At 46.2% G+C, this 23,840-nt stretch carries 22 protein-coding genes; 8 read left to right on the top strand and 14 right to left on the bottom strand.

Annotated elements, in window-relative coordinates:
- Nucleotide 1: 1 nt before the first annotated feature.
- Entirely contained in the window at nt 2–979 is a 978-nt protein-coding gene (locus tag AB4558_RS10640) for a WD40 repeat domain-containing protein (RefSeq protein ID WP_372073504.1), read from the top strand.
- Between the two features lie 5 nt (nt 980–984).
- Entirely contained in the window at nt 985–1,212 is a 228-nt protein-coding gene (locus AB4558_RS10635; RefSeq protein ID WP_009848930.1) for a SlyX family protein, read from the top strand.
- Nucleotides 1,213–1,392: 180 nt separating this feature from the next.
- Here AB4558_RS10635 and AB4558_RS10630 read toward each other — a convergent pair whose 3' ends face one another.
- The 5 genes from AB4558_RS10630 to kefG form a co-directional block, all read right to left on the bottom strand.
- Nucleotides 1,393–2,358 (bottom strand): isoaspartyl peptidase/L-asparaginase family protein, encoded by a 966-nt coding sequence (locus tag AB4558_RS10630; RefSeq protein ID WP_017066209.1) that lies wholly within the window; start codon nt 2,356–2,358, stop codon nt 1,393–1,395.
- Nucleotides 2,359–2,562: 204 nt separating this feature from the next.
- Nucleotides 2,563–3,153: a peptidylprolyl isomerase gene (slyD, locus tag AB4558_RS10625; protein WP_372073448.1), complete on the bottom strand. Its 591-nt coding sequence runs from the start codon at nt 3,151–3,153 to the stop codon at nt 2,563–2,565.
- A gap of 94 nt (nt 3,154–3,247) precedes the next feature.
- Complete coding sequence (locus tag AB4558_RS10620) at nt 3,248–3,448, bottom strand: YheV family putative zinc ribbon protein (protein ID WP_029235422.1); 201 nt, start codon at nt 3,446–3,448, stop codon at nt 3,248–3,250.
- Between the two features lie 156 nt (nt 3,449–3,604).
- On the bottom strand, nt 3,605–5,401 hold the full coding sequence (gene kefB / locus AB4558_RS10615) for a glutathione-regulated potassium-efflux system protein KefB (RefSeq protein WP_017068828.1): 1,797 nt from the start codon (nt 5,399–5,401) through the stop codon (nt 3,605–3,607).
- Nucleotides 5,388–5,972, bottom strand: coding sequence for a glutathione-regulated potassium-efflux system ancillary protein KefG (gene kefG, locus AB4558_RS10610; RefSeq protein ID WP_017071307.1), 585 nt, complete (start codon nt 5,970–5,972; stop codon nt 5,388–5,390). Before kefG ends, kefB begins: the two co-directional genes overlap by 14 nt.
- 174 nt (nt 5,973–6,146) lie before the next feature.
- On the opposite strand from kefG, the gene AB4558_RS10605 reads away from it, so the two are divergent.
- The 6 genes from AB4558_RS10605 to crp all read left to right on the top strand — a co-directional run bounded on the left by AB4558_RS10605 (nt 6,147) and on the right by crp (nt 11,862).
- Complete coding sequence (locus tag AB4558_RS10605; RefSeq protein WP_372073450.1) at nt 6,147–8,069, top strand: ABC transporter ATP-binding protein; 1,923 nt, start codon at nt 6,147–6,149, stop codon at nt 8,067–8,069.
- Nucleotides 8,066–8,536, top strand: a complete 471-nt coding sequence (locus AB4558_RS10600) for a TIGR02444 family protein (protein ID WP_017061113.1) — start codon at nt 8,066–8,068, stop codon at nt 8,534–8,536. Before AB4558_RS10605 ends, AB4558_RS10600 begins: the two co-directional genes overlap by 4 nt.
- 206 nt (nt 8,537–8,742) lie before the next feature.
- Entirely contained in the window at nt 8,743–9,735 is a 993-nt protein-coding gene (locus AB4558_RS10595) for a hydrolase (RefSeq protein ID WP_019825349.1), read from the top strand.
- 95 nt (nt 9,736–9,830) lie between these two features.
- Nucleotides 9,831–10,043: a YheU family protein gene (locus AB4558_RS10590; protein ID WP_010435208.1), complete on the top strand. Its 213-nt coding sequence runs from the start codon at nt 9,831–9,833 to the stop codon at nt 10,041–10,043.
- A 77-nt stretch (nt 10,044–10,120) separates the two neighbouring features.
- Complete coding sequence (locus AB4558_RS10585; RefSeq protein WP_010435210.1) at nt 10,121–10,990, top strand: phosphoribulokinase; 870 nt, start codon at nt 10,121–10,123, stop codon at nt 10,988–10,990.
- A gap of 239 nt (nt 10,991–11,229) precedes the next feature.
- Nucleotides 11,230–11,862: a cAMP-activated global transcriptional regulator CRP gene (gene crp / locus AB4558_RS10580; RefSeq protein WP_004729651.1), complete on the top strand. Its 633-nt coding sequence runs from the start codon at nt 11,230–11,232 to the stop codon at nt 11,860–11,862.
- A 177-nt stretch (nt 11,863–12,039) separates the two neighbouring features.
- Here the strand turns inward: crp and AB4558_RS10575 are convergent, their stop codons facing one another.
- The 9 genes from AB4558_RS10575 to rpe form a co-directional block, all read right to left on the bottom strand.
- Nucleotides 12,040–12,831, bottom strand: a complete 792-nt coding sequence (locus tag AB4558_RS10575; RefSeq protein ID WP_016795267.1) for a DUF1338 domain-containing protein — start codon at nt 12,829–12,831, stop codon at nt 12,040–12,042.
- Nucleotides 12,832–13,128: 297 nt separating this feature from the next.
- Complete coding sequence (gene astD / locus AB4558_RS10570) at nt 13,129–14,586, bottom strand: succinylglutamate-semialdehyde dehydrogenase (RefSeq protein ID WP_017061115.1); 1,458 nt, start codon at nt 14,584–14,586, stop codon at nt 13,129–13,131.
- Nucleotides 14,587–14,625: 39 nt separating this feature from the next.
- Nucleotides 14,626–15,645 carry an arginine N-succinyltransferase gene (astA, locus tag AB4558_RS10565; RefSeq protein WP_372073453.1) on the bottom strand — a complete coding sequence of 340 codons (1,020 nt, stop codon included), beginning with the start codon at nt 15,643–15,645 and terminating at the stop codon, nt 14,626–14,628.
- Nucleotides 15,646–15,752: 107 nt separating this feature from the next.
- Nucleotides 15,753–16,964, bottom strand: a complete 1,212-nt coding sequence (locus AB4558_RS10560) for an aspartate aminotransferase family protein (protein ID WP_010435225.1) — start codon at nt 16,962–16,964, stop codon at nt 15,753–15,755.
- Nucleotides 16,965–17,428: 464 nt separating this feature from the next.
- A complete protein-coding gene (locus AB4558_RS10555; protein WP_171313449.1) occupies nt 17,429–18,007 on the bottom strand; it encodes an aminodeoxychorismate/anthranilate synthase component II in 579 nt (192 codons plus the stop codon).
- 200 nt (nt 18,008–18,207) lie between these two features.
- On the bottom strand, nt 18,208–20,802 hold the full coding sequence (locus tag AB4558_RS10550; RefSeq protein ID WP_372073456.1) for an ExeM/NucH family extracellular endonuclease: 2,595 nt from the start codon (nt 20,800–20,802) through the stop codon (nt 18,208–18,210).
- 385 nt (nt 20,803–21,187) lie between these two features.
- Nucleotides 21,188–22,204 carry a tryptophan--tRNA ligase gene (trpS, locus tag AB4558_RS10545; RefSeq protein WP_372073458.1) on the bottom strand — a complete coding sequence of 339 codons (1,017 nt, stop codon included), beginning with the start codon at nt 22,202–22,204 and terminating at the stop codon, nt 21,188–21,190.
- A 150-nt stretch (nt 22,205–22,354) separates the two neighbouring features.
- A complete protein-coding gene (locus AB4558_RS10540; protein WP_372073460.1) occupies nt 22,355–23,041 on the bottom strand; it encodes a phosphoglycolate phosphatase in 687 nt (228 codons plus the stop codon).
- 102 nt (nt 23,042–23,143) lie between these two features.
- Nucleotides 23,144–23,818, bottom strand: a complete 675-nt coding sequence (gene rpe, locus AB4558_RS10535; RefSeq protein WP_010435263.1) for a ribulose-phosphate 3-epimerase — start codon at nt 23,816–23,818, stop codon at nt 23,144–23,146.
- Nucleotides 23,819–23,840 lie beyond the last annotated feature (22 nt).

Below are 23,840 nucleotides of genomic sequence, written 5' to 3'. Positions count from 1 at the left end.
GATGCGAATATTTTTCCACTCATTGCTATGTACAATTGTCATCACCTTGTTAAATGGTTGCTTTTTCTTCCAAGATGATGAGCAACGTTGGGAAATTGAACCCAATGGTGCCACCAGCTTTGCCCTTAGCAGAGATGGACGCTTCGCCCTGCTCTACTCTCAGAAAAAACAACTATTGCTTTGGGACCTTGCCGAAAACAAAGAGTTAGCTCAACTCGGCCCACAAGATCAATTAGAAAACCAAGTATCGCGTATCCGTATCTCGGACAATGGCCGCTTTGCCATTACCGCAAGCCAGATGAACTTCGCCGTTTGGGACCTCTCTTGGACTCAAGCACAAGGGCTTTGGTCTATCTCCGATGGCTTAATTCGCGATGTCGATATCTCTAGCAATGGTGAAAAAGTATTGCTTGGCCTGTCTAATGGAAAAGCCATCTATGTGGACTTAGTCACCGGACGCCGTCTGGAGTTCCTTGCTCACCGAGAAAAAGTGAATTCAGTCTCCCTCTCTTCTAATGGCCGCTACGCCTTATCCGGCGGCAACGACTACAAAGCTTACCTTTGGGATACCGAGTCGGGCTTGGTGTTGCGCACCTTTGAGCATGAACAAAGAGTAGTACGAGTCGCGCTACAACGCGATGGTGAACTGGCTTTTACCTCTGATGGCGGCAATCAAGCGATGATTTGGGATCTTGAAACGGGCGAACCTCAAGCGCAATTGCAAAGCTGGTCTCGACAGTTGATTTTCTCGAGTGCGCGTTTTTCTGATGACGGCAGTATGTTGGTGACGGGCACACCATCCAGCCAAGTGAGTGTGTGGAATACTCAGGATGGCAAGCGAATTTCTCGCCACGATGCTGAGCCATTAAAAGATGCTCGCCCTCCTCGTGCGGTAGTGTATGATGCAGCCTTTGATGATAAGAACCGTGTGATATCGGGCACCTCTGCGGGCATTGCCCAAGCTTGGAATGTGGATTAAGAACGATGACAGAAAAGCGAGTTGAACAACTAGAAAGCCGCGTAAATGACCTAGAGTGTCAGCTAGCTTTCCAAGAACAGACCATTGAAGAACTCAATGAAGCGCTTAGCCAACAACAAATGTTGATCACGAGAATGCAAGACCAGATGAAGTTCGTGGTTGGCAAAGTGAAAAATATGGATGGCTCTAATCTAGCTGACGCATCAGAAGAGACGCCACCTCCACACTATTAAGTGCGGTTCAAAATAACCAATTAAATCTAACGACGCATATCGTTAGTTTCTCGTCCTCAATGTGTAAACACATTTCAGGACGGGACATAGAAAACTAAGAGGGCGACAGATACTTATCTGTCGCCCTTTTGTTTATTTCATCTCAGTGAATAAGCTAAAGCCAATTAAGCCGATACCAACTTAGTCGTCGGCATAAATCTTCACTTCAACACGACCTTGAGTATCAACGCTTGCACGATACATTCCTGAGCTGTTCATACCAAAATGTATATCGCCTTGGCCATCGATAGCGATCAAGCCACCTTCTCCACCCATGGTTTTCAATTCACCTTGAATGATCGTTTCACAAGCGGTGTGCACATCTTCTTTCAGATAACGCATTCGTGCTGCGACATCACTGGCGACCATTTTACGTAGGAAGAACTCACCCATCCCGGTTGTTGAGACGGCAACATTGCCATTTTCAGCGATGGTTCCTGCACCAATGATCGGAGAGTCACCCACACGACCGTATTTCTTATTGGTCACGCCACCGGTACTGGTTGCTGCCGCTAAGTTACCCGCTTGGTCTAATGCGACCGCACCAACCGTGCCGTACTTTTTATCGTCAGGGTATTTCTCAGCTTGCTGCTGATCATATTTCGCTTCAGACAGAGCAAAGATGCCTTTCTCTTTCATCGACTGAAGTTGGTCATAGCGGCGCTCAGTAAAGAAGTAGTCTTGCTCGGTAAAGGTGTAGTCATGCTCAAACGCAAACTTCTCGGCACCTTCACCAATCAGCAACACATGGTCGCTTTTCCGCATCACATCACGTGCAAGCTCAATTGGGTTTTTGATATGGCGAACGCCTGCAATAGCACCTGCATCCATTTCGCGGCCATGCATCACAGAAGCGTCCATCTCAACAAATTCATCATGCGTTAAAACAGAGCCCCTACCGGCATTAAAGTGCGGGCTGTCTTCCATCACCTTAACCGATGCCACTACCGCATCCAGAGCATCACCACCCGATTGCAATATTTGATAACCAGCCAAAACCGATTTTTCCAAAGCCTCGGTAATACCCGCTTTTAATTCATAGCTCATTTGCTCGCGCAAGATGGTTCCTGCACCACCATGAATGGCAATTGAAAAAGGCTGTGACATACAAACTCTCCACTGACGTCGTCTTATAATGTTGTGCTATCAATACCACATCCATGGTTCGATGTCTGATAACGAAAACCAAACTTTTACGAATGCTTAGATTTGCGGACACTTAGTTTGGTAGAGAAAAGCGAGACTCCTAAACGCAAAAAGCCTCCACAAGGGAGGCTTTCAAGATTCTTAAACTAAACCGTTAATTCGGTATTAGTGAGAACCACAGCTACCGCCGCCACAGCAGCCGTCTTTTTTCTCTTCACCGTGGTCATGGCCTTCGCCACCACAGCAACCGCCTTCGTGGTCATGATCGTGGTCGTGACCGCCACAGCCGCCTTCTTGGTGTACGTGACCGTGTTGAACTTCTTCTTCAGTCGCTTCACGAACCGCTACAACTTCAACGTCAAACGTTAGAGTTTGGCCAGCTAGCATGTGGTTACCATCAACAACAACTTCGTCGCCATCTACTTCAGTAACTTCAACTGGGATTGGACCTTGGTCAGTATCCGCTAGGAAACGCATGCCAACTTCGATTTGCTCAACACCTTGGAATACGTCAGCAGGAACACGTTGAACTAGTGCGTCGTTGTGTTCGCCGTATGCGTTTTCTGGAGTAACAGTTGCAGAGAACTTGTCGCCAGCTACTTTGCCTTCAAGCTCTTTTTCAAGACCTGTAATTAGGTTGTTGTGACCGTGAAGGTAATCTAGTGGAGCTTCTGCAGTTGATTGGTCAACTACTACGCCATCTTCAAGTTTCACTTGATATGCAACACTAACTACTACGTTCTTTTCAATTTTCATGAGAGCTCCAAGGAGGTTTGGACTAAGCTCGAACAGTTGAGCTTAGGAAAAATTCTGTACCGGGATATTATGGGGATCAATTAACGAAACTCAATCATTCTGGCTTAAAAATACCGATCATTTCTTGATTCGCGTGTTCAGATTTCTCTACAGTTTTCGGTTTACGCTGTTCTGTGAAGTCACAATCGACACATTCCACCAGCTCGATATTATTTTCAATCCACCAACGGAGTGTGTCTTGAGTGTTGCAACTTGGGCAGCTTGCCCCTGCGATAAAGCGTTTTTTCTGTTTCACGTTCATATCCTTTACTGCTCTGGATTCGCGGTTCTTCCCACTCACTTTATTGATAAGTTAAGCAGAGACCGCGTTTATTATTAGGTTAGTTCTATAGTCTGTTATTTCTATGCCCAAGCTCTATTTCTAAGCTCAAGCATGAGTTATCACTTCAAGCTACTGCCAATAGTTTCGAGATTGGTGATCGTTTTCCATCTCGTGTCCAAAGATCTCTTCAAGTTCTTTACGAGCCTCTTTCGCTCTTTGGGCTAACTCGGCATCTTCGTTATGCTGAGGCAGCAACTCTTTCAGCATACCATTATCCAACTTTCTAAAGTGTGCTTCTGCTCGCTTCGCTTTATATGGATGCATGCCAAGTTCAGTCAATGTTTGACGACCTAAATCCAATGCTCCAAGGAAGGTTTCACGCGAATAGTTACTCACACCGTGGTTAAGTAGTTGATACGCTTCAACACGGCTTCGTGCACGCGCCAAGATCTTTAAGCGTGGGAAGTGCTGCTTACATAAATCGACGGTTTTCATGATTTCATCTGGGGAGTCAGTACACAACACAATCGCCTCTGCTTTATCAGCACCGGCTGCGCGTAATAGCTCTAGGTGAGTCGAGTCTCCGTAAAACACCTTGTAGCCGAACTTTCTAAGGATGTGTATTTGGCTGGCATCACTTTCAAGGACAGTGATACGAATCTTGTTGGCATACATCAGACGACCAATGATCTGACCAAAACGACCAAAGCCCGCAATAATCACTCGAGGGCTGCGATCAACCACATCCGAAGACATCGCACTTTCACTGATTTGATTAAGCTGACGTGCAAAGAATCGGTCTTGCAGTTTAAGCATCAATGGCGTGGTCACCATAGAAAGGCTCACAACCACCAGTAAGAACGACACTTGTTCGCCACTTAAGATGCCTTGAGCACTCGCCGCAGTAAAAATAACGAAAGCGAACTCACCACCTTGGCTAAGGATCATCGCCATTCGGCTGCGTGCTTTAGCTTGAGTGCCGAAGATACGAGCCAGCGCATACAGCACCAAACCTTTCAATACGACTAGCGACGACACTGCAATAAGTATTGCGAATGGGCTTTCTGCCAGTAGACCTAGGTTTACCGCCATACCCACAGAGATAAAGAACAGACCAAGCAGTAAACCTTTGAATGGATCAATCGCGATCTCAAGCTCGTGTCGATATTCACTTTCAGCCAGAAGTACGCCCGCTAGGAAGGTACCTAATGCCATCGACAAGCCAATCCGTTGCATGATCACAGCAATACCAATCACAAGTAACAGCGCCGCGACGGTGAATAACTCACGCACACCACTCATCACTACGTATCGGAAAAGTGGTCTCAACAAGAAGTGGCCACCGACCAGTAGGCCAATCACGCCACCCAGCATCCACAGCATGTCAGCCCAGCTACCGCCGGTATTACCCGCAAGTAGAGGCAACATTGCTAGCATTGGAATAACAGCGATATCTTGGAAAAGCAGTACTGCAAAGCCCGACTGCCCGGCTTCTTTGCCGCCGAGCTCTCGCTCTTCAATAACACGCAAGGCAATCGCAGTCGAAGACAGCGCCAAACCCATACCTATCACGAGACTGGTTTGCCAGGTTAATCCAAATAGACAGGCGATGGCGGTAATAATCAAGGTGGTGATCAACACTTGCGCCCCCCCTAAGCCGAGAATAGGCGCCCGCATCTGCCACAGTTTTTTGGGGTTAAGCTCTAAACCAATAAGGAAGAGCAGCAGCACCACCCCGAACTCTGAGAAATGTAGAATGGCCTCTACGTCACTGATTAGGCCAAGCCCCCATGGACCAATAGCGACACCCGCTAATAAGTAACCTAATACTGAACCTAAGCCTGCTCGCTGCGCGATAGGAACCGCAACCACAGCCGCCGCTAAAAATATAGCGCTACTTTGTAGGAAATCATTAGTCAGAGCCATCATTCGCTCCTATATCTTGTAGCGGATCTCGCAACCAATTTCGATATTCTTCAGCGTGTTGGTAACGCGTCATATCCGAGACATTTCTAGCCCAATGTAAAACTAAAGGTGACATCCAGTGCATCTGGCACAAAGCGGCAGTTAGCTCAAACGGTTGCAAGATCTCTTGTAAGGGATACTTATTATAGCCTGCAGCACCAAACGCCTCTTCTTTACCACCCGTGGTGATAACACTGCGCCAATGCTTACCCTTAAGTGCACTTTGCTCACCAAACGCAAAGCCCTTGCCTAATACTCGATCAAACCACTCCTTCAATAACGAAGGACAAGAATACATAAACAGAGGATGCTGGAACACAATCACATCGTACTGCAGAAGCAGTTCATGCTCATAAGGCACATCAATAAAGAAGTCAGGGTAGATGGCGTAGAGATCATGAACTTTGACATGACCGAGCGACTCTACCTTCTTAACCATCATCTGGTTAGCAATAGAGGTTTGCGGCTCTGGGTGCGCGTAGATGATCAACACCTTTGGCACGACTTTGTCTGTCGAGGGAGTATTACTCATTCCTTTGAAACATTCCTTTGAGGGCTAAACGGTGGCAAGGCCACAAGAATTTAAGCAAAAGTTATTAATATGTTATTGGCATCATAACGCAAATTGCATTGTGATCGACTTTTATCTGGTTTCAGCCTACTATGCAGGCGTCTGTTCACCTCTAATTTCTATGCTATTTCAATTATGATTATTTTCTCTGATATTCAATTGCTACGCGGCGGTAAGCCACTCCTCGACCAAGCATCTGCGACTTTTCACCCTGGCGACAAGATCGGTTTGGTTGGTAAAAACGGCTGTGGTAAATCTACGCTATTCGCCTTAATTAAGGACGAACTGTCTATTGATGCGGGTTCATTCAGTAAACCAGCCCATTGGGAAATGGCTTGGGTTGCTCAAGAAACACCTGCATTAGAAAGAACAGCAATTGAATACGTGATTGATGGCGACCGTGAATACCGCGGCCTTGAAGATCAACTAGAGAAAGCTGAACAAGCCGACAATGGCACATTGGTAGCAGAGATCCACGGCAAGATTGAAACCATTGGTGGTTACAGCATAAAGGCACGTGCTGCCGAGTTACTGGATGGCCTAGGCTTTAGCCAAGAACAAATGACATGGAACCTGACTCAATTCTCAGGTGGTTGGCGTATGCGTTTGAACCTAGCGCAAGCCCTACTGTGTCGCAGTGACCTACTGCTACTCGATGAGCCTACCAACCACTTGGATTTAGACGCAGTAATGTGGCTCGAGCGTTGGTTACAAAGCTACCCTGGCACGCTAGTGCTTATCTCGCACGATAGAGACTTCTTAGACCCTATCGTCAACCGCATCGTGCACGTTGAAAACCAACAGCTCAATGAGTACACGGGTAACTACTCATCGTTCGAAACCCAACGAGCGCAAAAACTGATTCTGCAACAAGCGATGTACCAAAAGCAGCAGAAACAGATGTCTCACATGCAGAGCTACATTGACCGTTTCCGTTACAAAGCTTCAAAGGCTCGCCAAGCGCAAAGCCGTATTAAAGCGCTAGAGAAAATGGAACAAGTGCTGCCTGCTCAGTTTGATAATCCATTCAGCTTTGAATTTAGAGAACCAGACGCACTACCAAACCCAATCATGATGATGGATGAAGTATCAGCGGGCTATGATGACAATCTGATTCTAGAGAAAATTCGCCTGAACCTAGTACCGGGTAGCCGTATTGGTCTACTTGGTCGAAATGGTGCTGGTAAATCAACACTGATTAAACTGCTTTCTGGCGAACTTAAACAGCAAGGCGGTGAACTGAGTTATTCGCAAGGCGTTAAGATTGGTTACTTTGCACAGCACCAGTTAGAAACGTTGCACCCAGAAGAAACACCGCTGCAGCACATGATGCAGATTGCCCCTAAACACACCGAGCAACAATTGCGTGATTACCTAGGTAGCTTCGGTTTCCAAGGTGAAAAAGCGCTCGATAAAGTGGCACCCTTCTCTGGTGGTGAAAAAGCGCGTTTAGTTCTGGCGCTACTGGTATGGCAAAAACCGAACCTGTTGCTACTCGATGAACCAACCAACCACTTGGATCTCGACATGCGTCAAGCGCTGACTTTTGCCCTGCAGACGTTTGAAGGCGCAATGGTTATCGTATCGCACGACCGTTACCTACTGCGTGCAACTACCGATGATTTATACCTTGTACACGACCGCCAAGTCGCACCGTTTGATGGTGACTTAAGCGATTACTACAAGTGGCTAACCGAGCAACAGAAAGTTGAGCGCAAAGAAGCACAAGCATTGGCACCAGCCAAAGACGGCGCCAACAGTGCAGCAGCGAAAAAAGAGCAGAAACGTAAAGAAGCCAAGTTCCGTAAACTGACGGCACCACTTCGTAAAAAGCTCACTCAATTTGAAAAGCAGATGGATAAATTAACGCAGGCTCTTGAAGAAGCTGAGCAAGAATTATCCGACACATCACTGTATGAAGCTGAAAATAAGGCTAAACTGAATAAAGTACTCGCTCTCCAAGCGAGCAGTAAGTCACAGCTAGAAGAAGTTGAAATGGATTGGATGTCCACTCAAGAAGAGCTTGAGCAGATGGAACAGGATATGGATAGCTTATGAGCCCAGAGCACGCCCCAATATCACTAACACTGGAACGACTATGGCAATTTAGCCTTCAGTATTACAGTGTGCGCGGTGTAAAGGATGCGTGCCTAGCTTTGCAAAACCAGTTCCACGGCAACGTCAATCTACTGCTGCTTCTCAAATGGCTTGATGAGCAGCAATTGTCTTTTGCTGAAGAGGAGTGGCACAAGGTTCAACAGTGCTTGAGCCGCTCTGAAACCCTGCTTCATAGCTATCGAGAGCTACGTAAACATCTCAAAGCACACGTTGTCGACTCTCTATACCGTGAAGCGCTAAAGTTTGAGTTACAGCTTGAAAAGCAACAACAGTCCGATCTGGTCGACTGTATAAACTCCCTACAGCTGTACGCTAACCAGCAATCACCGCTCACTTTTCAGTACTGTCGTTTATTAGGGGCTGAAAACCTCTACGACGCTTTTTCTGAACCAGCACCACAGCCCTAGCTCATTCTCTTTCCCTTTTATTCAATCAAGATCCAAGCTTAACCTTGATATTATTCAAACGGTTACCCATAGCCTGTTTTTGTATCTCGTATAAGTGAAGCCTTGCGCTTATGCCGAGAATCAACCAAGCTCAAATAAAAACGTGGGCGTTTCGTTACAAACTCAACACGTTATCAAAACCCGTAAAAGAAGCATGGATCGTTTTTATGACAATATTTACCGCAGCTGCTGGTCTCTCTAATCCGCACTTACAAACCTTAGTGCCACGGTTTATTCGAAAGCAGGCGCTGTTTCATCCTCACTGGCAAACCTTAGAAACACCCGATGGTGACTTTCTTGATCTTGCTTGGAGCGAATCACCAGACGGTGACACCTCAAATAAGAATGATCGCAGTAGCAAGCCGATATTCGTTCTATTCCACGGTTTAGAAGGTAGCTTTGAGAGCCCTTATGCCAATGGATTAATGAATGCGTTTGCTAAAGATGGTTGGTTGTCCGTGATGATGCACTTCAGAGGCTGCAGCGGAAAACCCAATCGCCTGGCTCGCGCTTACCATTCAGGTGAAGTCGAAGACGCGCGCTTTTTTCTAAGACACCTGCACGCCCAGTTTCCGAATAACCCTAAGGTTGCGGTTGGCATATCTTTAGGTGGAAACATGCTGGCGAACTATTTGGCTGAGTACGCAGACGACCCATTGCTGTCGGCGGCGACCATCGTATCTGCTCCTTTTGACTTAGCGTGTTGCTCTAGTCGTATTGAGCGTGGTTTCTCCAAGCTCTATAAGAAGTACCTGCTCAACTCTCTAAAATCGAATGCGCTAAAAAAGGTTAACCTGCTGCAGGAAAAACTTGGCATCACCGCTGAAGCCATCAAGAACATCACCAAACTGTATGAGTTTGATGAACGAATCACTGCGCCTCTGCACGGCTTCAAAAATGCACAAGATTATTATGCGCAATGTTCTGCTCTGCCTAAGCTCAATAAGATCAAACTACCGACTCAGATCATTCATGCCAAAGACGACCCTTTCATGACCGATGATGTGATCCCAAAATTTGTTCTGCCCGATAACATCGATTATCGACTGTTTCAAAAAGGCGGCCATGTTGGGTTTATTACTGGCAGTACACTCAAGCCAAGGTTTTGGTTAGAAGAAGCCTTGCCTGCCTACTATGAAAGTATCCAAGATTCGGCATAATGACCGAGCCTTAGTAAATAGAAGTAAAACAATACTAAGCACACGCATTTCTACATCAATAAACCTATTTATGAACATAAAAGAGAGAAGTATTTATGATCATCCCATGGCAAGACATTGCGCCAGAGACGCTGGAAAACCTCATCAAAGAGTTCGTGCTGCGTGAAGGCACAGACTACGGCGACGTAGAGGTTTCACTGCAAAACAAGATTGATCAAGTGAAACATCAATTAGCTTCAGGAGAAGTCAGCATTGTGTTTTCTGAGCTCCATGAAACCGTTGATATTCAAGTCACAAAACGCTTCTAAGCTGCGCTCATAAAGGAGCCGTGTTATAGTGGTAAACGATTGCTAACAAGTAAGTTACTCAAAAGACAAGGGTTGTCATGTCCGCTAAACATCCAATTATTGCGGTGACGGGTTCATCTGGAGCCGGCACCACCACCACCTCAGAAGCCTTCCGTAAAATGTTCAATATGATGGACGTGAAGGCAGCTTGGGTTGAAGGGGATAGTTTCCATCGCTTCACTCGCCCAGAGATGGATGTCGAGATCCGTAAAGCGCGCGAGCAAGGTAAGCACATCAGCTACTTTGGTCCACAAGCCAACGACTTTGGTGCGCTAGAAGAGTTCTTCCGTAAATACGGTAACGAAGGTACAGGCAAGGTACGTAGCTACCTGCACACGTTCGATGAAGCCGTTCCTTACAATCAAATGCCAGGCACCTTTACGCCATGGCAAGAGATCCCAGAAAATTCAGATGTGATGTTTTACGAAGGCCTGCACGGCGGTGTGGTTGATGGCGATATCAATGTTTCTCAACACGTCGACTTGCTGATCGGCATGGTACCTATCGTCAACTTAGAATGGATCCAGAAATTCGTTCGCGACACACGCGATCGTGGTCATTCTCGTGAAGCAGTAATGGACTCGATTGTTCGCTCGATGGATGATTACCTTAACTACATTACTCCTCAGTTTTCGCGTACTCACATCAACTTTCAGCGTGTTCCAACGGTAGACACATCAAACCCTCTCAACGCTAAAGGGATCCCAAGTTTAGACGAAAGCTTCGTTGTTATACGTTTGCGCGGCATCAAAAACGTCGATTTCCCTTACCTTTTAGCTATGATTGATGGCTCATTTATGTCTCGCCACAACACGCTTGTGGTACCAGGAGGGAAGATGAGTTTTGCTATGGAGCTCATTGTAAGGCCGATCCTACAACAACTCATCGAAACCGGAAAAATTGGTTAACAGAGCACCATTCTGGTTGATTACTTTTCATACCGTGATCATGTGCACAATTTTGCGTAAAAAATCGTAGCTTGGTCACGATTAAAATCAAGAAATAGTACCTGAAAAAGGATACTATTCTTAAACGAAACACAAGATAGCTTGCAGCGCTCAACGAGTGCTCTTATCCTACAAGTCAATCCAGGCTTAGCTAAAATACGGAAAGCGGCAAGCATACCCTGCAGAGGAAGTGAGATATTATGGTTCTAGGTAAACCTCAAACCGATCCAACATTAGAGTGGTTCCTTTCACACTGTCATATTCATAAGTACCCATCAAAAAGTACTTTGATTCATGCTGGTGAAAAGGCAGAAACCTTGTACTACATTGTTAAAGGTTCTGTGGCAGTTCTTATCAAAGACGAAGAAGGTAAGGAAATGATTCTTTCTTACCTAAACCAAGGCGACTTCATCGGTGAGCTAGGCTTATTCGAAGAAGACCAAGAGCGTACAGCTTGGGTTCGTGCAAAATCTCCTTGTGAAGTAGCTGAAATTTCTTTCAAGAAATTCCGTCAACTTATCCAAGTGAACCCAGACATCCTAATGCGTCTATCAGCGCAAATGGCAAACCGTCTACAAGTAACTAGCCAAAAAGTTGGTGACTTAGCGTTCCTTGACGTAACTGGTCGTATCGCACAAACGCTACTAAACCTAGCAAAACAACCAGATGCAATGACTCACCCTGACGGCATGCAAATCAAGATCACTCGCCAAGAGATTGGCCAGATCGTTGGTTGTTCTCGTGAGACAGTTGGTCGTATCTTGAAGATGCTAGAAGAGCAGAACCTAATTTCAGCACACGGTAAAACTATCGTGGTATATGGCACTCGTTAATCTCGATTAACTGAGCCTAAAATTTGAAAGCCACCAAATGCAAATTTGGTGGCTTTTTTGTTTTCTAAAGATCTACAAAGAAAATACGAATGAAACACCTACAGCTTCGAAGCGCAAACACTCTCGAAGCGAAGCCTATCTGCATCTTTAGGGTAAAGTCCGTACTCGTATCTTTCTTTAACCGTTAGTGCTTTCGAAGATCTTGTCAGCCGATGCTGCCACAAAACCGGTATAAAGCTCACCATTAGCCATCGCATAACGCTTAGCGAACTCATAGAAGCCGCCAGGAATCATCTCATTGCCTTCAACAAATGAAACTGGGACTTTGTCTGCCATTGTTGATGATTGCTCTAATAAGACCTCTGGAGAGCCTTTAACCTCACCGCCAGATGCATTGATCGTGAAGCCTGATTCGCTCAAATAATCATTCACTGCCTGCACTTCATCAAAAGCATCGAGTTGATTAACGCTCACTGTAAAGTGGTTGGCACCGTAACCATGAGCTGCGAGCCAAGACGCGTATTCACTCTCTTTTGCAAGCACTTGGAAATCTGCGAAGCTCAAGTCCCATAGACGACCACCAAACAAGAATTCATGGCCTTGAAGCTTGCTTACGTCGACTTGCTCAACCAATTTAGCAACGATCTGTTGTAAGTCACTTGAACACTCTTCGACCTTCAACTCACTAATGAACACTTTAGGTTGATTTGGATCTGGGTGCTCGTAATGCTTCGCGACTAGCTTCTTACTCTCAAACAAGTAATCGCCACACGCTTTATAACCTAGCTCAAGGAAAGGCTTAGCCAATGTTTCAATACCTAGCGGAGCAACATTGAAAGTACGCAGTGCAATGTGATCATTAATCAGAGCTTCGTCTTCTTTCAGCAAGTGATGTACTTTCTCAGCCGATGGACAAAGCCTGTGAATGTAATCGTCCCAAAGTGATTTAAAGAGTAGATCGGGCGTCATGGTGACTCCTTGTCAGAGGTTCTAGCAAGCTAGTAATTTGGATTAGAGAGGGAGAGGCTGGACACAGAGTCAGCAGCCATCAGCCTGTGACATACTTGTTCTATTATTATCTACCGCCCAATCTAGGTGTCGGACGTGATGGAAAAAGGAAGCGATAACACCACTTCCTTATTTCAAAGTTAACGAATGAGCCTAGTACCTTATAAGCCTAAGTCAAAAAAGCATTAAGCTTATAAAACCACGATCCATAAACCTGTGCTTCATAAATCTATGATTCATAAACCTGTAGTTCAGAAATTAAAGCTCAATACCCGGGCTAAACGTTGCTGGAAGTTGAGTTTCACCACCTTCCATTGAAGCCATAGGGTAAGCACAGTAGTCCGCGGCGTAGTAAGCACTTGGGCGTAGATTGCCCGAAGCCCCCGGGCCACCAAATGGTGCATCACCACTTGCGCCTGTTAGCTGGCGGTTACGGTTAACAATACCCGCACGGATATGGTCAACGAAGTATTCCCACTCTGAATCGTCTGTTGAAACTAAGCCTGCAGACAAACCAAAACGTGTGTCATTAGCCAGTTCAACCGCTTGCTCTAGTGACTGGTAACGAACCACTTGCAGTAATGGACCGAAGTACTCTTCATCTGGCAGTTCGGCAATGTTAGTTGCATCGATAATGCCCGGAGAAACAAACGCCGCTTGACCCGCTTTTGCTTCTACTAGGCTGACACCGCCTAACGATTGCAGATTAGCTTGCGCGTCCAGAATGAACTTAGCCGCCGCTTCAGAGATTTGTGGCCCCATGAAGGGTGCTGGCTCAGCGAATGGCTGATCAACACGAATCTTCAAGGTAGCAGCAACGAGCTTATCGAGCAGTTGATCGCCCTTCTCTCCAACAGGTACATACAAGCGACGTGCACATGTACAACGTTGGCCCGCACTGATGAAGGCCGACTGGATAATGGTATAAACCGTCGCGTCAGCATCACCAAATTGGTCAGTGATCACCATAGGGTTGTTGCCGCCCATCTCTAGCGCCAACATCTTGCCCGGTTGACCTGCGAATTGACGGTGAAGGATATGCCCCGTATTAGCACTACCTGTGAACAGCACGCCATCAAGACCTTTAGCATCGGCCAGTGCGATACCTGTCTCTTTAGCGCCTTGTACTAGGTTGATTACGCCAGCAGGAAGACCCGCTTCTTGCCATAATTTCATCGCAAACTCACCCGTCCAAGGTGTCTGCTCTGAAGGCTTAAATACCACGGTATTACCCGATAGCAGTGCAGGAACAATATGACCGTTAGGTAGGTGACCAGGGAAGTTATAAGGACCAAATACTGCCATCACGCCTAATGGACGGTGACGCAGTACAATCTGGTTGCCTGCCGCTTCACGAGAAGCTTCACCGGTACGCTCATGGTAAGCACGAATTGAAATAGCAATCTTGCCCGCCATTGCGCCCGCTTCAGTGCGAGTTTCCCAAATCGGTTTACCCGTCTCTTTCGCGATGATTTGCGCGATTTCTTCGCTGTTCTCTTTAACTTTCTCAGCAAAGTTCAACACGATCGCTTCACGCTCTGCAAAGCTCAGTTTTTTCCAAACCAAGAAGGCTTCACGAGCTGCTGCTACTGCAGATTCAACCTGTGCTGGTGTCGCGCTATCACCCTGCCACACTACTTCATTGTTGTATGGGCTTACTGATGTCATGGCGTCACCTTGACCTGCCACCCACTGTCCTGCTATCCACTGAGTCATACTTCTATCCTTAAAATCTTCGACAGATAATCGCCGCTCTTATTGAGCCAACATGCGAACGAATTCGCCTTCTTTTATTTCAAGAGCGCTTGCTACTTCAGATGATAAAATCACTGTGTCGCTTGCTTGGTCATACGCACCTTTCGCGGCTACTGCGCGGAAGTTCTCAAACGAGGTATTACCAATTAGGAAGTCTTTAGAGCTAGAGTGCTCTGCAATTTGAACCTGTGCTCGAATTGAGTGACGCACAGATTCGATGTTTCTTAGATCACACTCAACCGTTGGGCCTGCATCAAAGATGTCGACATAACCACGGTTGGTGAAACCTTCACGTTCCAGCAACTTAAGTGCAGGGCGCGTATTGTCATGTACCTCTCCGATCACCGCTTGAGCTTCTTTGCTCAGTAGGTTCACGTAGATAGGTAGCTTAGGCATTAGGTCAGCAATGAAGCCTTTCTTACCAATACCGGTTAGGTAATCGGCAAGCGTGAAGTCAATCGAGAAGAAATGTTCTTGCAGCCATTGCCAGAAAGGAGAATTGCCTTCCGCATCTGATACACCACGCATCTCAGCAAAGATCGTTTTTGAGAAACGCTCTGGGTGCTCAGCCATCAGTAGGAAACGACACTTAGACATCAGTCGACCGTTTAAGCCTTTGCGGTAATCAGGACGTAAGAACAGCGTACAAATCTCGCTGCACCCTGTGTAGTTGTTACCGAAAGTCAGCAGCTTCACCACGTTATTCACGCCAAGCTTTTGCGATGAGTGAACCACTTTACTGATGTGGTAAGAGTAAAACGGAACGTCCCAACCAATTGAAGCTTCAATGCCTGTGGTACCAGCAACTTCGCCAGTTTCAGCGTCGAAACCCACCATTAGATAGCCTTCATCACCGGGTTCGGTCACGTCTGCTTTCGCAAAGCTGTATTCAGAATGGGTAATTCGGTTAGTTAACAATTCTTCGTTAACCGGAAGAGATGTGAATCCATGACCTGATTCAACTGCACAGGTGTGCAGCGCATCGTAATCAGACAGTTTTATTGGGCGAACAACTAGCATCAATATTCCCTCCAGATGCAAAATAGGCCCAAAACCAGAAGCTTGGGCCTTTAGCAAAACGTCATGGGATCGCTCTAATGGCGATCATTCCTATGACGCCGCTTAGGCTAAACTAGCGTAGCGATTGCTTTGTCTAGTTTTGATAAGCCTTCTTCAATTTCTTGTGTAGTAATAACCAGTGATGGCGTAAAACGAACCACGTTTGCACCCGCAACCAGTACCATCAAGCCTTGTTCGCCTGCCGCTACTAATACGTCACGTGCACGTCCTTGCCACTCGTCATTTAGTGCAGCGCCTAACAATAGGCCTTTACCACGAACTTCACTGAATATTTGATATTTGTCATTAATCTTAGCTAAGCCGTCACGAAACAGCGCTTCACGCTCTTTTACGCCAGCTAAGGTTTCTGGTTGGCTAACGACGTCAACAACCGCTTCAGCAACGGCACACGCTAGTGGGTTACCGCCGTATGTTGAACCGTGCGTACCGACTTTTAGGTGTGTCGCGAGTTCAGTCGTTGTTAGCATCGCGCCGATAGGGAAACCACCACCGAGTGATTTTGCTGTACTTAAGATATCAGGTGTCACACCTAGGCCTTGATACGCATAAAAATTGCCCGTACGGCCATTACCTGTTTGCACTTCATCAAAAATAAGCAGCGCATTGTGCTTGTCACACAGCTCACGAACCGTGTTCACAAACTCAGAGGTTGGAGAGATGATGCCACCCTCACCTTGCAGAGGTTCCATCATGATTGCACATGTGCGATCAGAGATGTGCGCTTCTAGCGCGGCAATATCATTGTAAGGCAGGTGAGTTACATCGCCCGGTTTAGGACCGAAGCCGTCAGAATAAGCTTCTTGACCACCTACAGTTACAGTAAAGAAAGTACGACCATGGAAACCTTGTTTGAATGCAATGATTTCAGATTTCTCAGGGCCATGAACATCTGCCGCCCAACGACGAGCCAACTTCAATGCTGCTTCATTCGCTTCTGCGCCAGAGTTGGCAAAAAATACTTTTTCTGCAAAACATACGTCGGTTAGCTTCTTCGCTAGACGCAGTGCAGGTTCGTTAGTCATTACATTACTTAGGTGCCAAATCTTGTTTGCTTGCTCGGTAACAGCATTAACCATTGCTGGGTGACAGTGACCCAAACAGCTCACAGCGATACCGCCAGCAAAGTCGATATACTCTCGGCCTTGTTGGTCCCAAACGCGTGCGCCTTCCCCTTTTACCGGGATCATTTCCATTGGGTTATAACAAGGCACCATCACCTCATTAAAAAGACTACGTTCTACATTATTTTCCACTGTCATCGTACATTCCTTCTCGATACCGCAAGCTTCGCAAATAAGCGTAATGGTTCATAAGTGAGATAAAGATATTTTGTCCCGCCATAATCCCGCCGCAGCATTATATTTACATTTAATTAACCTTTTCAATAGTAGATTATTCTTTAGCCATCCCTAACAACCAGCTAAACGTCACTACCTATGACTATTTATGCATCAAACAATCTGTTTTATGAAGCTTTTTTTAACTAAACGTCTATCCATCAACAGCAAAGCCTTACTGGTACAGCGGTATAAGGGGTTCGAGAGGAAATAAGGCGAATAATATTGCATAGACTAAAAACTTAGCCTGAAGAGGGAGAAATGTTATAAAAAGTGATCGGCGTCAGAGGGATGAAGACGCGGCGCGCCCGAATTAAAACGCTTAACGAACGAGGTAATACGTTTAACTGGCTTATTTGAACGAATGAAAAGCCAAATTTAAACACTCAACGCGCTAAGAAGTTAGCAAGAAGCTGGTGTCCTTGCTCTGTTTTAATCGATTCAGGGTGAAATTGGACGGCATCAATCGGCAAGGTTTTGTGTTGATAACCCATGATCTCATCCATACTGCCATCTTCAAACTCTGTCCAAGAAGTGAGTTCAAAGCAATCAGGGAGCGTACCATTTTTCACCACTAAAGAGTGGTAACGAGTCACAGTCAGAGGATTATTGAGACCTTGAAAAACGCTCTTACCGTTATGACGGATCGGAGAGGTTTTACCATGCATCACTTGTCTGGCTCTCACCACTTCACCACCAAAGACTTGAGCAATGGCTTGATGACCAAGACACACACCTAAGATCGGCAGCTTACCAACGAAGTGTTCAATCACCTGCAGCGAAATTCCCGCATCATCGGGCGTACATGGGCCCGGCGAGATAACAAGATGGCTAGGATTTAGCGCTTCGATGCCCGCAATATCAATCTCATCGTTGCGAACAACTTTTACAGTTCCCCCTAACTCACAGAAATACTGATACAAGTTATAGGTAAAAGAGTCGTAGTTATCGATGATAAGTAACATGGGTCGAAATCGTTTGCTAAATACTAAAGGATTGGGAGATATAGGGGCGGTATTGTGCAATACTCATAGCGAAAGGCAAGTGGAAACTGCATTTCGCCAATAATTAAGGCCAACCTAAGTTGACCTTAATTGTTTACAGATAGCGTTAAGTTATCTGAATTGGCTTACTTGTATGGCAAGCCAATCTATTTGTGATTGAGCTACTTACGACGACGCCACATTGCTAAGCCAAATAGTGACATAAGAGCACCGAAGCCAAATGAACCGCCTACTCTTAGCTCAAGAACGGCAGGATCATGATCCGATGAACGGAAGTGATCTTGGTACTTAGGTAGGTCACCTTTGTACTCTTCGTTGTAGTCAAACAACGTCGACTCACCACCATTGATGTGCCAATCGGTAGCATCGACAACCCTATCTTTCAGGCTTTCGCTGGTCAGCAGGTGGTCTAGAGCGCCAACTTCATCATTGTATGAGTAGCTCCAGCTGTCTGGGTGCTTTTGAGCCACAGCATTGATATAACCGTAGTTCTTCGTAATCACCGCACCGCTATCACCAAACTGCTCAACACCATCAATGTAGGTATTACGAGCTGCTTTGATCTGCTTGCCGTATTTCTCTTCCGAGTAATCGGTTAGCACCAGCATTGGATCTTCCATGCCGTACGAGTTCATATCACCCAGAATCACTTTATGGCCTTTGATGCCGTCTAGCGCTTCACCTAATGCAACCGCCGCAGCAACACGGAAGTTCTCACATGAACCTTGCTTATCGGCATCAACGCCGCCTTGGCCGCCCTGCTCAATCGGAGCAGCATCTTCCCAACACTTAGAGCCTTTCGATTTAAAGTGGTTGATCGCTACGGTGAGTTTCTCTTTGGTGCCTTTAACTTTAAAGGTTGGCGCCAATGAGTCACGTTGGTAGTTCTTACCGTCTTCAATCACCTTGCCTGAATCGTCTAACACCTCTGGTGCTTGTTGGCTTGGCATCGCGATAACACGGCTGTCTTTAAGCTTAACCACCTTCTTACGGTAGATAACACCGGTTGTGATTACATCGGTACCAATCGAGTCCATCTCGTCGGTTACGCCGTCTTCGTTCGAGTCGACAGCCACAAAGGTATAACGGTCTTTCTTACGCTCAATGCGATCATTCAGTTGGTTTACAAGTTGCTGAATGGCAGAGCCTTCACCAAAGCCATTGTTCTCAATTTCCATCAAGCCAATGATGTCTGCATCTAAGCGAAGAATCGCGTTCACAATCTTCTCTTGCTGCATCTCAAACTCAGTGATGGTGTTCGCGCCACGGTTATTGCCGTGCTGATTCGCGTCGCCACCAAATGGAGAGTTGAAGTAGTTCAATACGTTGAAGGTCGCAATACGTAGGTCGCCTTCATCCATGTCTGGTTTGTCGGTACGCGGATCGTTACGCACATAGTTTTCAGCCGAGATCTGGTTAGTCGCAATTAAACGGTACTCACCGTAGCTGTAAGTCAGCACGCCTTCTAGGCCAACAATGGTGTCATCAATGCGGATGTAATCTTCTGTTGAACCATCTTGGTCGATATCAGTGCGGCCAAAATCTGGGTAGAAAGGGACTTGTCCATCAGCCGCTTTTTGATCGGTTTCAACGAAAAGACGGCGGTCTGCGTTGTCTTCAGTTTGCTGCTTCGCTTCGTCAGATCCCGCGGCGAAAAGCTGGTTCGGCTGCATGTTAATACGCTCATGCGCCAGTACCATGTTGTTACGACGACCTGCGTAGTCATAACCAAAGGTACGCGTCACACGCATATCAAGCGCTTCGGTTGTTTTCACCAACATGCCTTCGTAGCGTTCAAGCGTTGCAGCGAAGTTCTCGTCACTGTCTAGCACTTCAATCGCCGTAGCTTCAGGTGCCTGCTGCTCGCCCTGTTTTAGCCATTGGTTGTTTTCTACTTTCAGCTGAGTGTGGCTGTAGTATTCTTGAACCTTGCCTTTCACACACACTACATCACCGGCTACTAGCTCTGAGCTCGACTGGTTGGTATGAATAAATAGCCCCTCAGAAGTGCTTGAGTTGAAATCATCCTCAAGTGCTTGCAGGTAGAAGCCTTTAGTTAGGCCTGTTGTTACCGCACTTACCACACCTTTTACGAAATATTCATCGTCGGTGATGTACGGGTAGCCATCGATGAATGGCGATGTAGCGCCCTCACCTTGGATTTCTTGAATGGTGGTGAATACTGGGTCAGAGCCATCTTGTGTACAAGTGAACGCTTCTGGCAGTTCAACGCTGTCTAGTGAACCTAGGCCTTCAATGCTGTCTTTTGGTAGCGATACCCATTGTGAAGCATCAAACGTCGCAGAAGGTGTTTGTGTCGCACGAACCAAAGTAACATCTTTGCCCCAGTCCACATCGCCCATCAAACCAACAACATCATGTACCGAGCCGTCTGAATTCAAGATAGCCAGCGGGTCGTCACCATTATGATTGGCGATAGAGGCATTAATGATGTCAGCTTGAGCTTTAATCTCATCACTCGCACTAGAATGTGCGACCACGAGTACTTCACCGGGTGCTAAAACGTGTCCATCTAAAGGTAAAGTGGCACCCCATGATCCGTTGCCATTGGCAGATTTCGCCAATGAGTAACCATCTAAACTAATGCTGCTATCGCCACTATTGGCAATCTCAACCGCTTTGTTATAGCTGCCGCCTTCCACATATTGTGAAATAAACAAATCAGCGTGTGCGCTTGTAGTTAACAAGCTACCAATTGCCACTGCTAGCAATGAAGGTTTGTGTAAAAGAGCCATCCGTTTCACCTGAGTTCATCGAGTTATAGTCACTGCCATCTATGGGCAGTCATGTATTTTGTGGTAACTATCAGGTTTATTTATGAAAGGAATAAGTCAGTTGGCAAGAAAATGAGGAACTTATCACTTTGGAATCATCAATTGTTTGGCACGTTATATATTTCCAACATATATAGAAACGAGTGTAATTTTATAAAGCTTGAGGGTACCAAATAAGATCATCTGCACAGCATTACAGCGATGGATATGCTAGCTAAATACTGGGTAAATTATCAATTCAAACAAGGGGGTTTCGAGGAAGGCAAATGGAATGGGCATGAAAAAGCCCAAAGTAAACAACAGCTACTTTGGGCTCAAATTCTCAAGCGAGTTGTGTTAGTTCACCCTATGGGCGAGTAACAAAACCTACTGCTTCGTATGCTTTTTTCAGTGTCACTGCAGCACGTTCAGAGGCTTTTTCAGCACCGGCTTTCATTACTGCGTCCATGTAGGCACGGTCAGCACGGATACGGTGATATTCAGCTTGAATCGGCTCAAGCATCTCAACCAATGCTGCGCCTACGTCTTTCTTGAACGGACCGTACATTTCAACGCCTTGGTACTGCGCTTCGATCTCTTCGAACGTTTTACCTGTCGCTGCAGAGTACAGACCCATTAGGTTAGAGATACCCGCTTTGTTTTCCCAATCGTGAGCAATGCGTGGTGGTGTTTCTGCATCGGTTTGCGCTTTGTTGATCTTCTTGATGATCGACTTAGGTTCTTCTAGCAAAGTAATCACGTTCTTACGGTTGTCGTCTGACTTAGACATCTTCTTCGTCGCATCTTGCAGGCTCATTACACGTGCATTCACTGCTGGAATGTAAGGTTCTGGTACTTGGAAGATTGGCGTTTCAGGACCGTAGATGTTGTTGAAGCGAGTTGCGATATCACGCGCTAACTCTAAGTGTTGTTTCTGGTCGCTACCTACAGGCACTTGATGAGCACCGTAAAGCAGGATGTCTGCAGCCATCAACACTGGGTAGTCGTATAGGCCTACGTTTACGTCATTTGAGTGGCGTGCAGACTTATCTTTAAACTGAGTCATACGGCTCAGTTCACCCATTTGCGTGTAACAGTTAAGAAGCCAACCAAGTTGAGCATGCTCTGGTACGTGTGACTGAACAAATAGCGTGCTCTTCTTTGGATCAACACCGACAGCAAGACAGATTGCTAGTGCGTCTAGAGTCGCTTCATGCAGTGCTTTCGGATCTTGGCGAACCGTAATTGCGTGAAGGTCTACAACACAGTATTGGCAATCGTAATCATCTTGCATCTGTTGCCATTGACGTAGAGCACCCAAGTAGTTACCGATACTTAGTTCACCAGATGGTTGAACACCACTCAATACGATGGGCTTGCTCATGGTTTTAATTCCTTTGCTTATTCGCTAAGTTTATTGAACGCTTAGCTTCTTAACTTAAATATAGAAAAGCCGCACAGCTCTTCTGTACGGCTCATCCAGTGTACTCATTGATAAGTATTTTGCTAGTAGGTTAGCTAACTTTTGTCCGCTTTATGCTGAAACTAGAACGACATCTAGTAATTGCGCGACGTTATCCGCGACATAGTCAGGGTTTGATGCTGAAATCGGCTCGCCGTGGTTATAACCGTAAGTCAGACCAAACGAGTGACAACCTGCATTCTTAGCCGCTTTAATGTCGTTGCTTGAATCGCCAACCATCAACATCTCTTCCGCTTTTACATTGTGCTTTTCTAGCAACCAGTTCAGAGCGACTGGGTTCGGTTTTTTCTCTGGGAAAGAGTCGCCACCCAACACATCAACAAAGTACTTATCAATACCGTGTTGCGCCAGTACGTCTGGTACAAACTTCGATGGCTTGTTGGTAACCAGCGCCATAGTGAAGCCGGCTTTATCCAGCTCAGCCAGCGTCTCTTTAATCGATGGGTAAAGGTGACTTAGCTTGTGACCGCCCTGCTCATAGAAATCATCAAACAGGATGCGTGCTTTTTTCAGTAGCTCTGGCTCTAGGCTTGGGTCAACCGTCAAGTTACGGCTGAGTGAACGTCCGATAAGAACATCAGCACCATTACCTACGTAGTCGCGAACTTGTTCTTCGCTCACTGAAGGGAAACCCAACTCCTGACAAGCTTGGTCAGCAGCAACGGCCAAATCAGGCACGCTGTCTAACAAGGTTCCATCCAAATCAAAGGCGATCAGTTTTATTGAGCTTAATGACATCTTACTTTCCTATTTATTATGTTCGTCTTATGAGTTGAGCTATAAGACGTAAAAAAGGGGCAAATTAGCCCCTTAATATTCAATCTATCTGTAGTTTTACGATTATGCGTTTACTTTTGCAAGCTCTGCACGCATCTCATCAATCACTTCTTTGTAATCTGGTTGATTGAAGATAGCTGAACCCGCAACGAACATATCTGCGCCCGCTTCTGCGATTTCACGGATGTTATCAACCTTCACGCCGCCATCAATCTCAAGGCGAATGTCACGGCCTGACTCATCAATCAGCTTACGAACAGCACGTAGTTTATCTAGCGTGTGCGGAATGAAAGATTGACCGCCGAAGCCTGGGTTCACAGACATCAGTAGAATCATGTCTACTTTGTCTAGGATGTAATCTAAGCAAGAAAGCGGCGTTGCAGGGTTAAGAACCACACCCGCTTTACAGCCGTGCTCTTTGATTAGCTGTAGAGTGCGATCGATGTGCTCTGAAGCTTCAACGTGGAAGGTAATCATTGATGCGCCGGCTTTAGCAAACTCAGGCACGATGCTGTCTACTGGCTTAACCATAAGGTGAACATCGATAGGAGCCGTAATACCGTAGTCGCGCAGCGCTTTACAGATAGGCGCGCCAAAAGTCAGGTTAGGTACGTAGTGGTTGTCCATCACATCGAAGTGCACAACATCAGCACCAGCTGCGAGTACTTTTTCTACGTCTTCACCAAGACGAGCAAAATCTGCAGACAAAATCGATGGAGCGATTAGAAAATCTTTCATACCAAACCTCTTAAGAGTGAGT

This window comes from Vibrio sp. 10N.222.51.C5, from assembly GCF_041474575.1.
Lineage (GTDB): Bacteria > Pseudomonadota > Gammaproteobacteria > Enterobacterales > Vibrionaceae > Vibrio > Vibrio crassostreae_C.
Note: the sequence above shows the minus strand (reverse complement) of the source record. Positions and strands in the feature narration are given on the sequence as shown.

Excerpts from the sequence above, each read along its gene's own strand:
- slyD (WP_372073448.1), bottom strand. The coding sequence starts at position 3,153 with ATGAAAATTGAAAAGAACGTAGTAGTTAGTGTTGCATATCAAGTGAAA.
- AB4558_RS10585 (WP_010435210.1), top strand. The coding sequence starts at position 10,121 with ATGTCCGCTAAACATCCAATTATTGCGGTGACGGGTTCATCTGGAGCC.
- AB4558_RS10540 (WP_372073460.1), bottom strand. The coding sequence starts at position 23,041 with ATGTCATTAAGCTCAATAAAACTGATCGCCTTTGATTTGGATGGAACC.
- AB4558_RS10595 (WP_019825349.1), top strand. The coding sequence starts at position 8,743 with ATGACAATATTTACCGCAGCTGCTGGTCTCTCTAATCCGCACTTACAA.
- AB4558_RS10560 (WP_010435225.1), bottom strand. The coding sequence starts at position 16,964 with ATGACAGTGGAAAATAATGTAGAACGTAGTCTTTTTAATGAGGTGATG.
- AB4558_RS10630 (WP_017066209.1), bottom strand. The coding sequence starts at position 2,358 with ATGTCACAGCCTTTTTCAATTGCCATTCATGGTGGTGCAGGAACCATC.
- trpS (WP_372073458.1), bottom strand. The coding sequence starts at position 22,204 with ATGAGCAAGCCCATCGTATTGAGTGGTGTTCAACCATCTGGTGAACTA.
- rpe (WP_010435263.1), bottom strand. The coding sequence starts at position 23,818 with ATGAAAGATTTTCTAATCGCTCCATCGATTTTGTCTGCAGATTTTGCT.
- AB4558_RS10635 (WP_009848930.1), top strand. The coding sequence starts at position 985 with ATGACAGAAAAGCGAGTTGAACAACTAGAAAGCCGCGTAAATGACCTA.
- AB4558_RS10555 (WP_171313449.1), bottom strand. The coding sequence starts at position 18,007 with ATGTTACTTATCATCGATAACTACGACTCTTTTACCTATAACTTGTAT.
- AB4558_RS10550 (WP_372073456.1), bottom strand. The coding sequence starts at position 20,802 with ATGGCTCTTTTACACAAACCTTCATTGCTAGCAGTGGCAATTGGTAGC.
- astA (WP_372073453.1), bottom strand. The coding sequence starts at position 15,645 with ATGCTAGTTGTTCGCCCAATAAAACTGTCTGATTACGATGCGCTGCAC.
- kefB (WP_017068828.1), bottom strand. The coding sequence starts at position 5,401 with ATGGCTCTGACTAATGATTTCCTACAAAGTAGCGCTATATTTTTAGCG.
- crp (WP_004729651.1), top strand. The coding sequence starts at position 11,230 with ATGGTTCTAGGTAAACCTCAAACCGATCCAACATTAGAGTGGTTCCTT.
- AB4558_RS10605 (WP_372073450.1), top strand. The coding sequence starts at position 6,147 with ATGATTATTTTCTCTGATATTCAATTGCTACGCGGCGGTAAGCCACTC.
- AB4558_RS10640 (WP_372073504.1), top strand. The coding sequence starts at position 2 with ATGCGAATATTTTTCCACTCATTGCTATGTACAATTGTCATCACCTTG.
- astD (WP_017061115.1), bottom strand. The coding sequence starts at position 14,586 with ATGACTCAGTGGATAGCAGGACAGTGGGTGGCAGGTCAAGGTGACGCC.
- AB4558_RS10575 (WP_016795267.1), bottom strand. The coding sequence starts at position 12,831 with ATGACGCCCGATCTACTCTTTAAATCACTTTGGGACGATTACATTCAC.
- kefG (WP_017071307.1), bottom strand. The coding sequence starts at position 5,972 with ATGAGTAATACTCCCTCGACAGACAAAGTCGTGCCAAAGGTGTTGATC.
- AB4558_RS10590 (WP_010435208.1), top strand. The coding sequence starts at position 9,831 with ATGATCATCCCATGGCAAGACATTGCGCCAGAGACGCTGGAAAACCTC.
- AB4558_RS10600 (WP_017061113.1), top strand. The coding sequence starts at position 8,066 with ATGAGCCCAGAGCACGCCCCAATATCACTAACACTGGAACGACTATGG.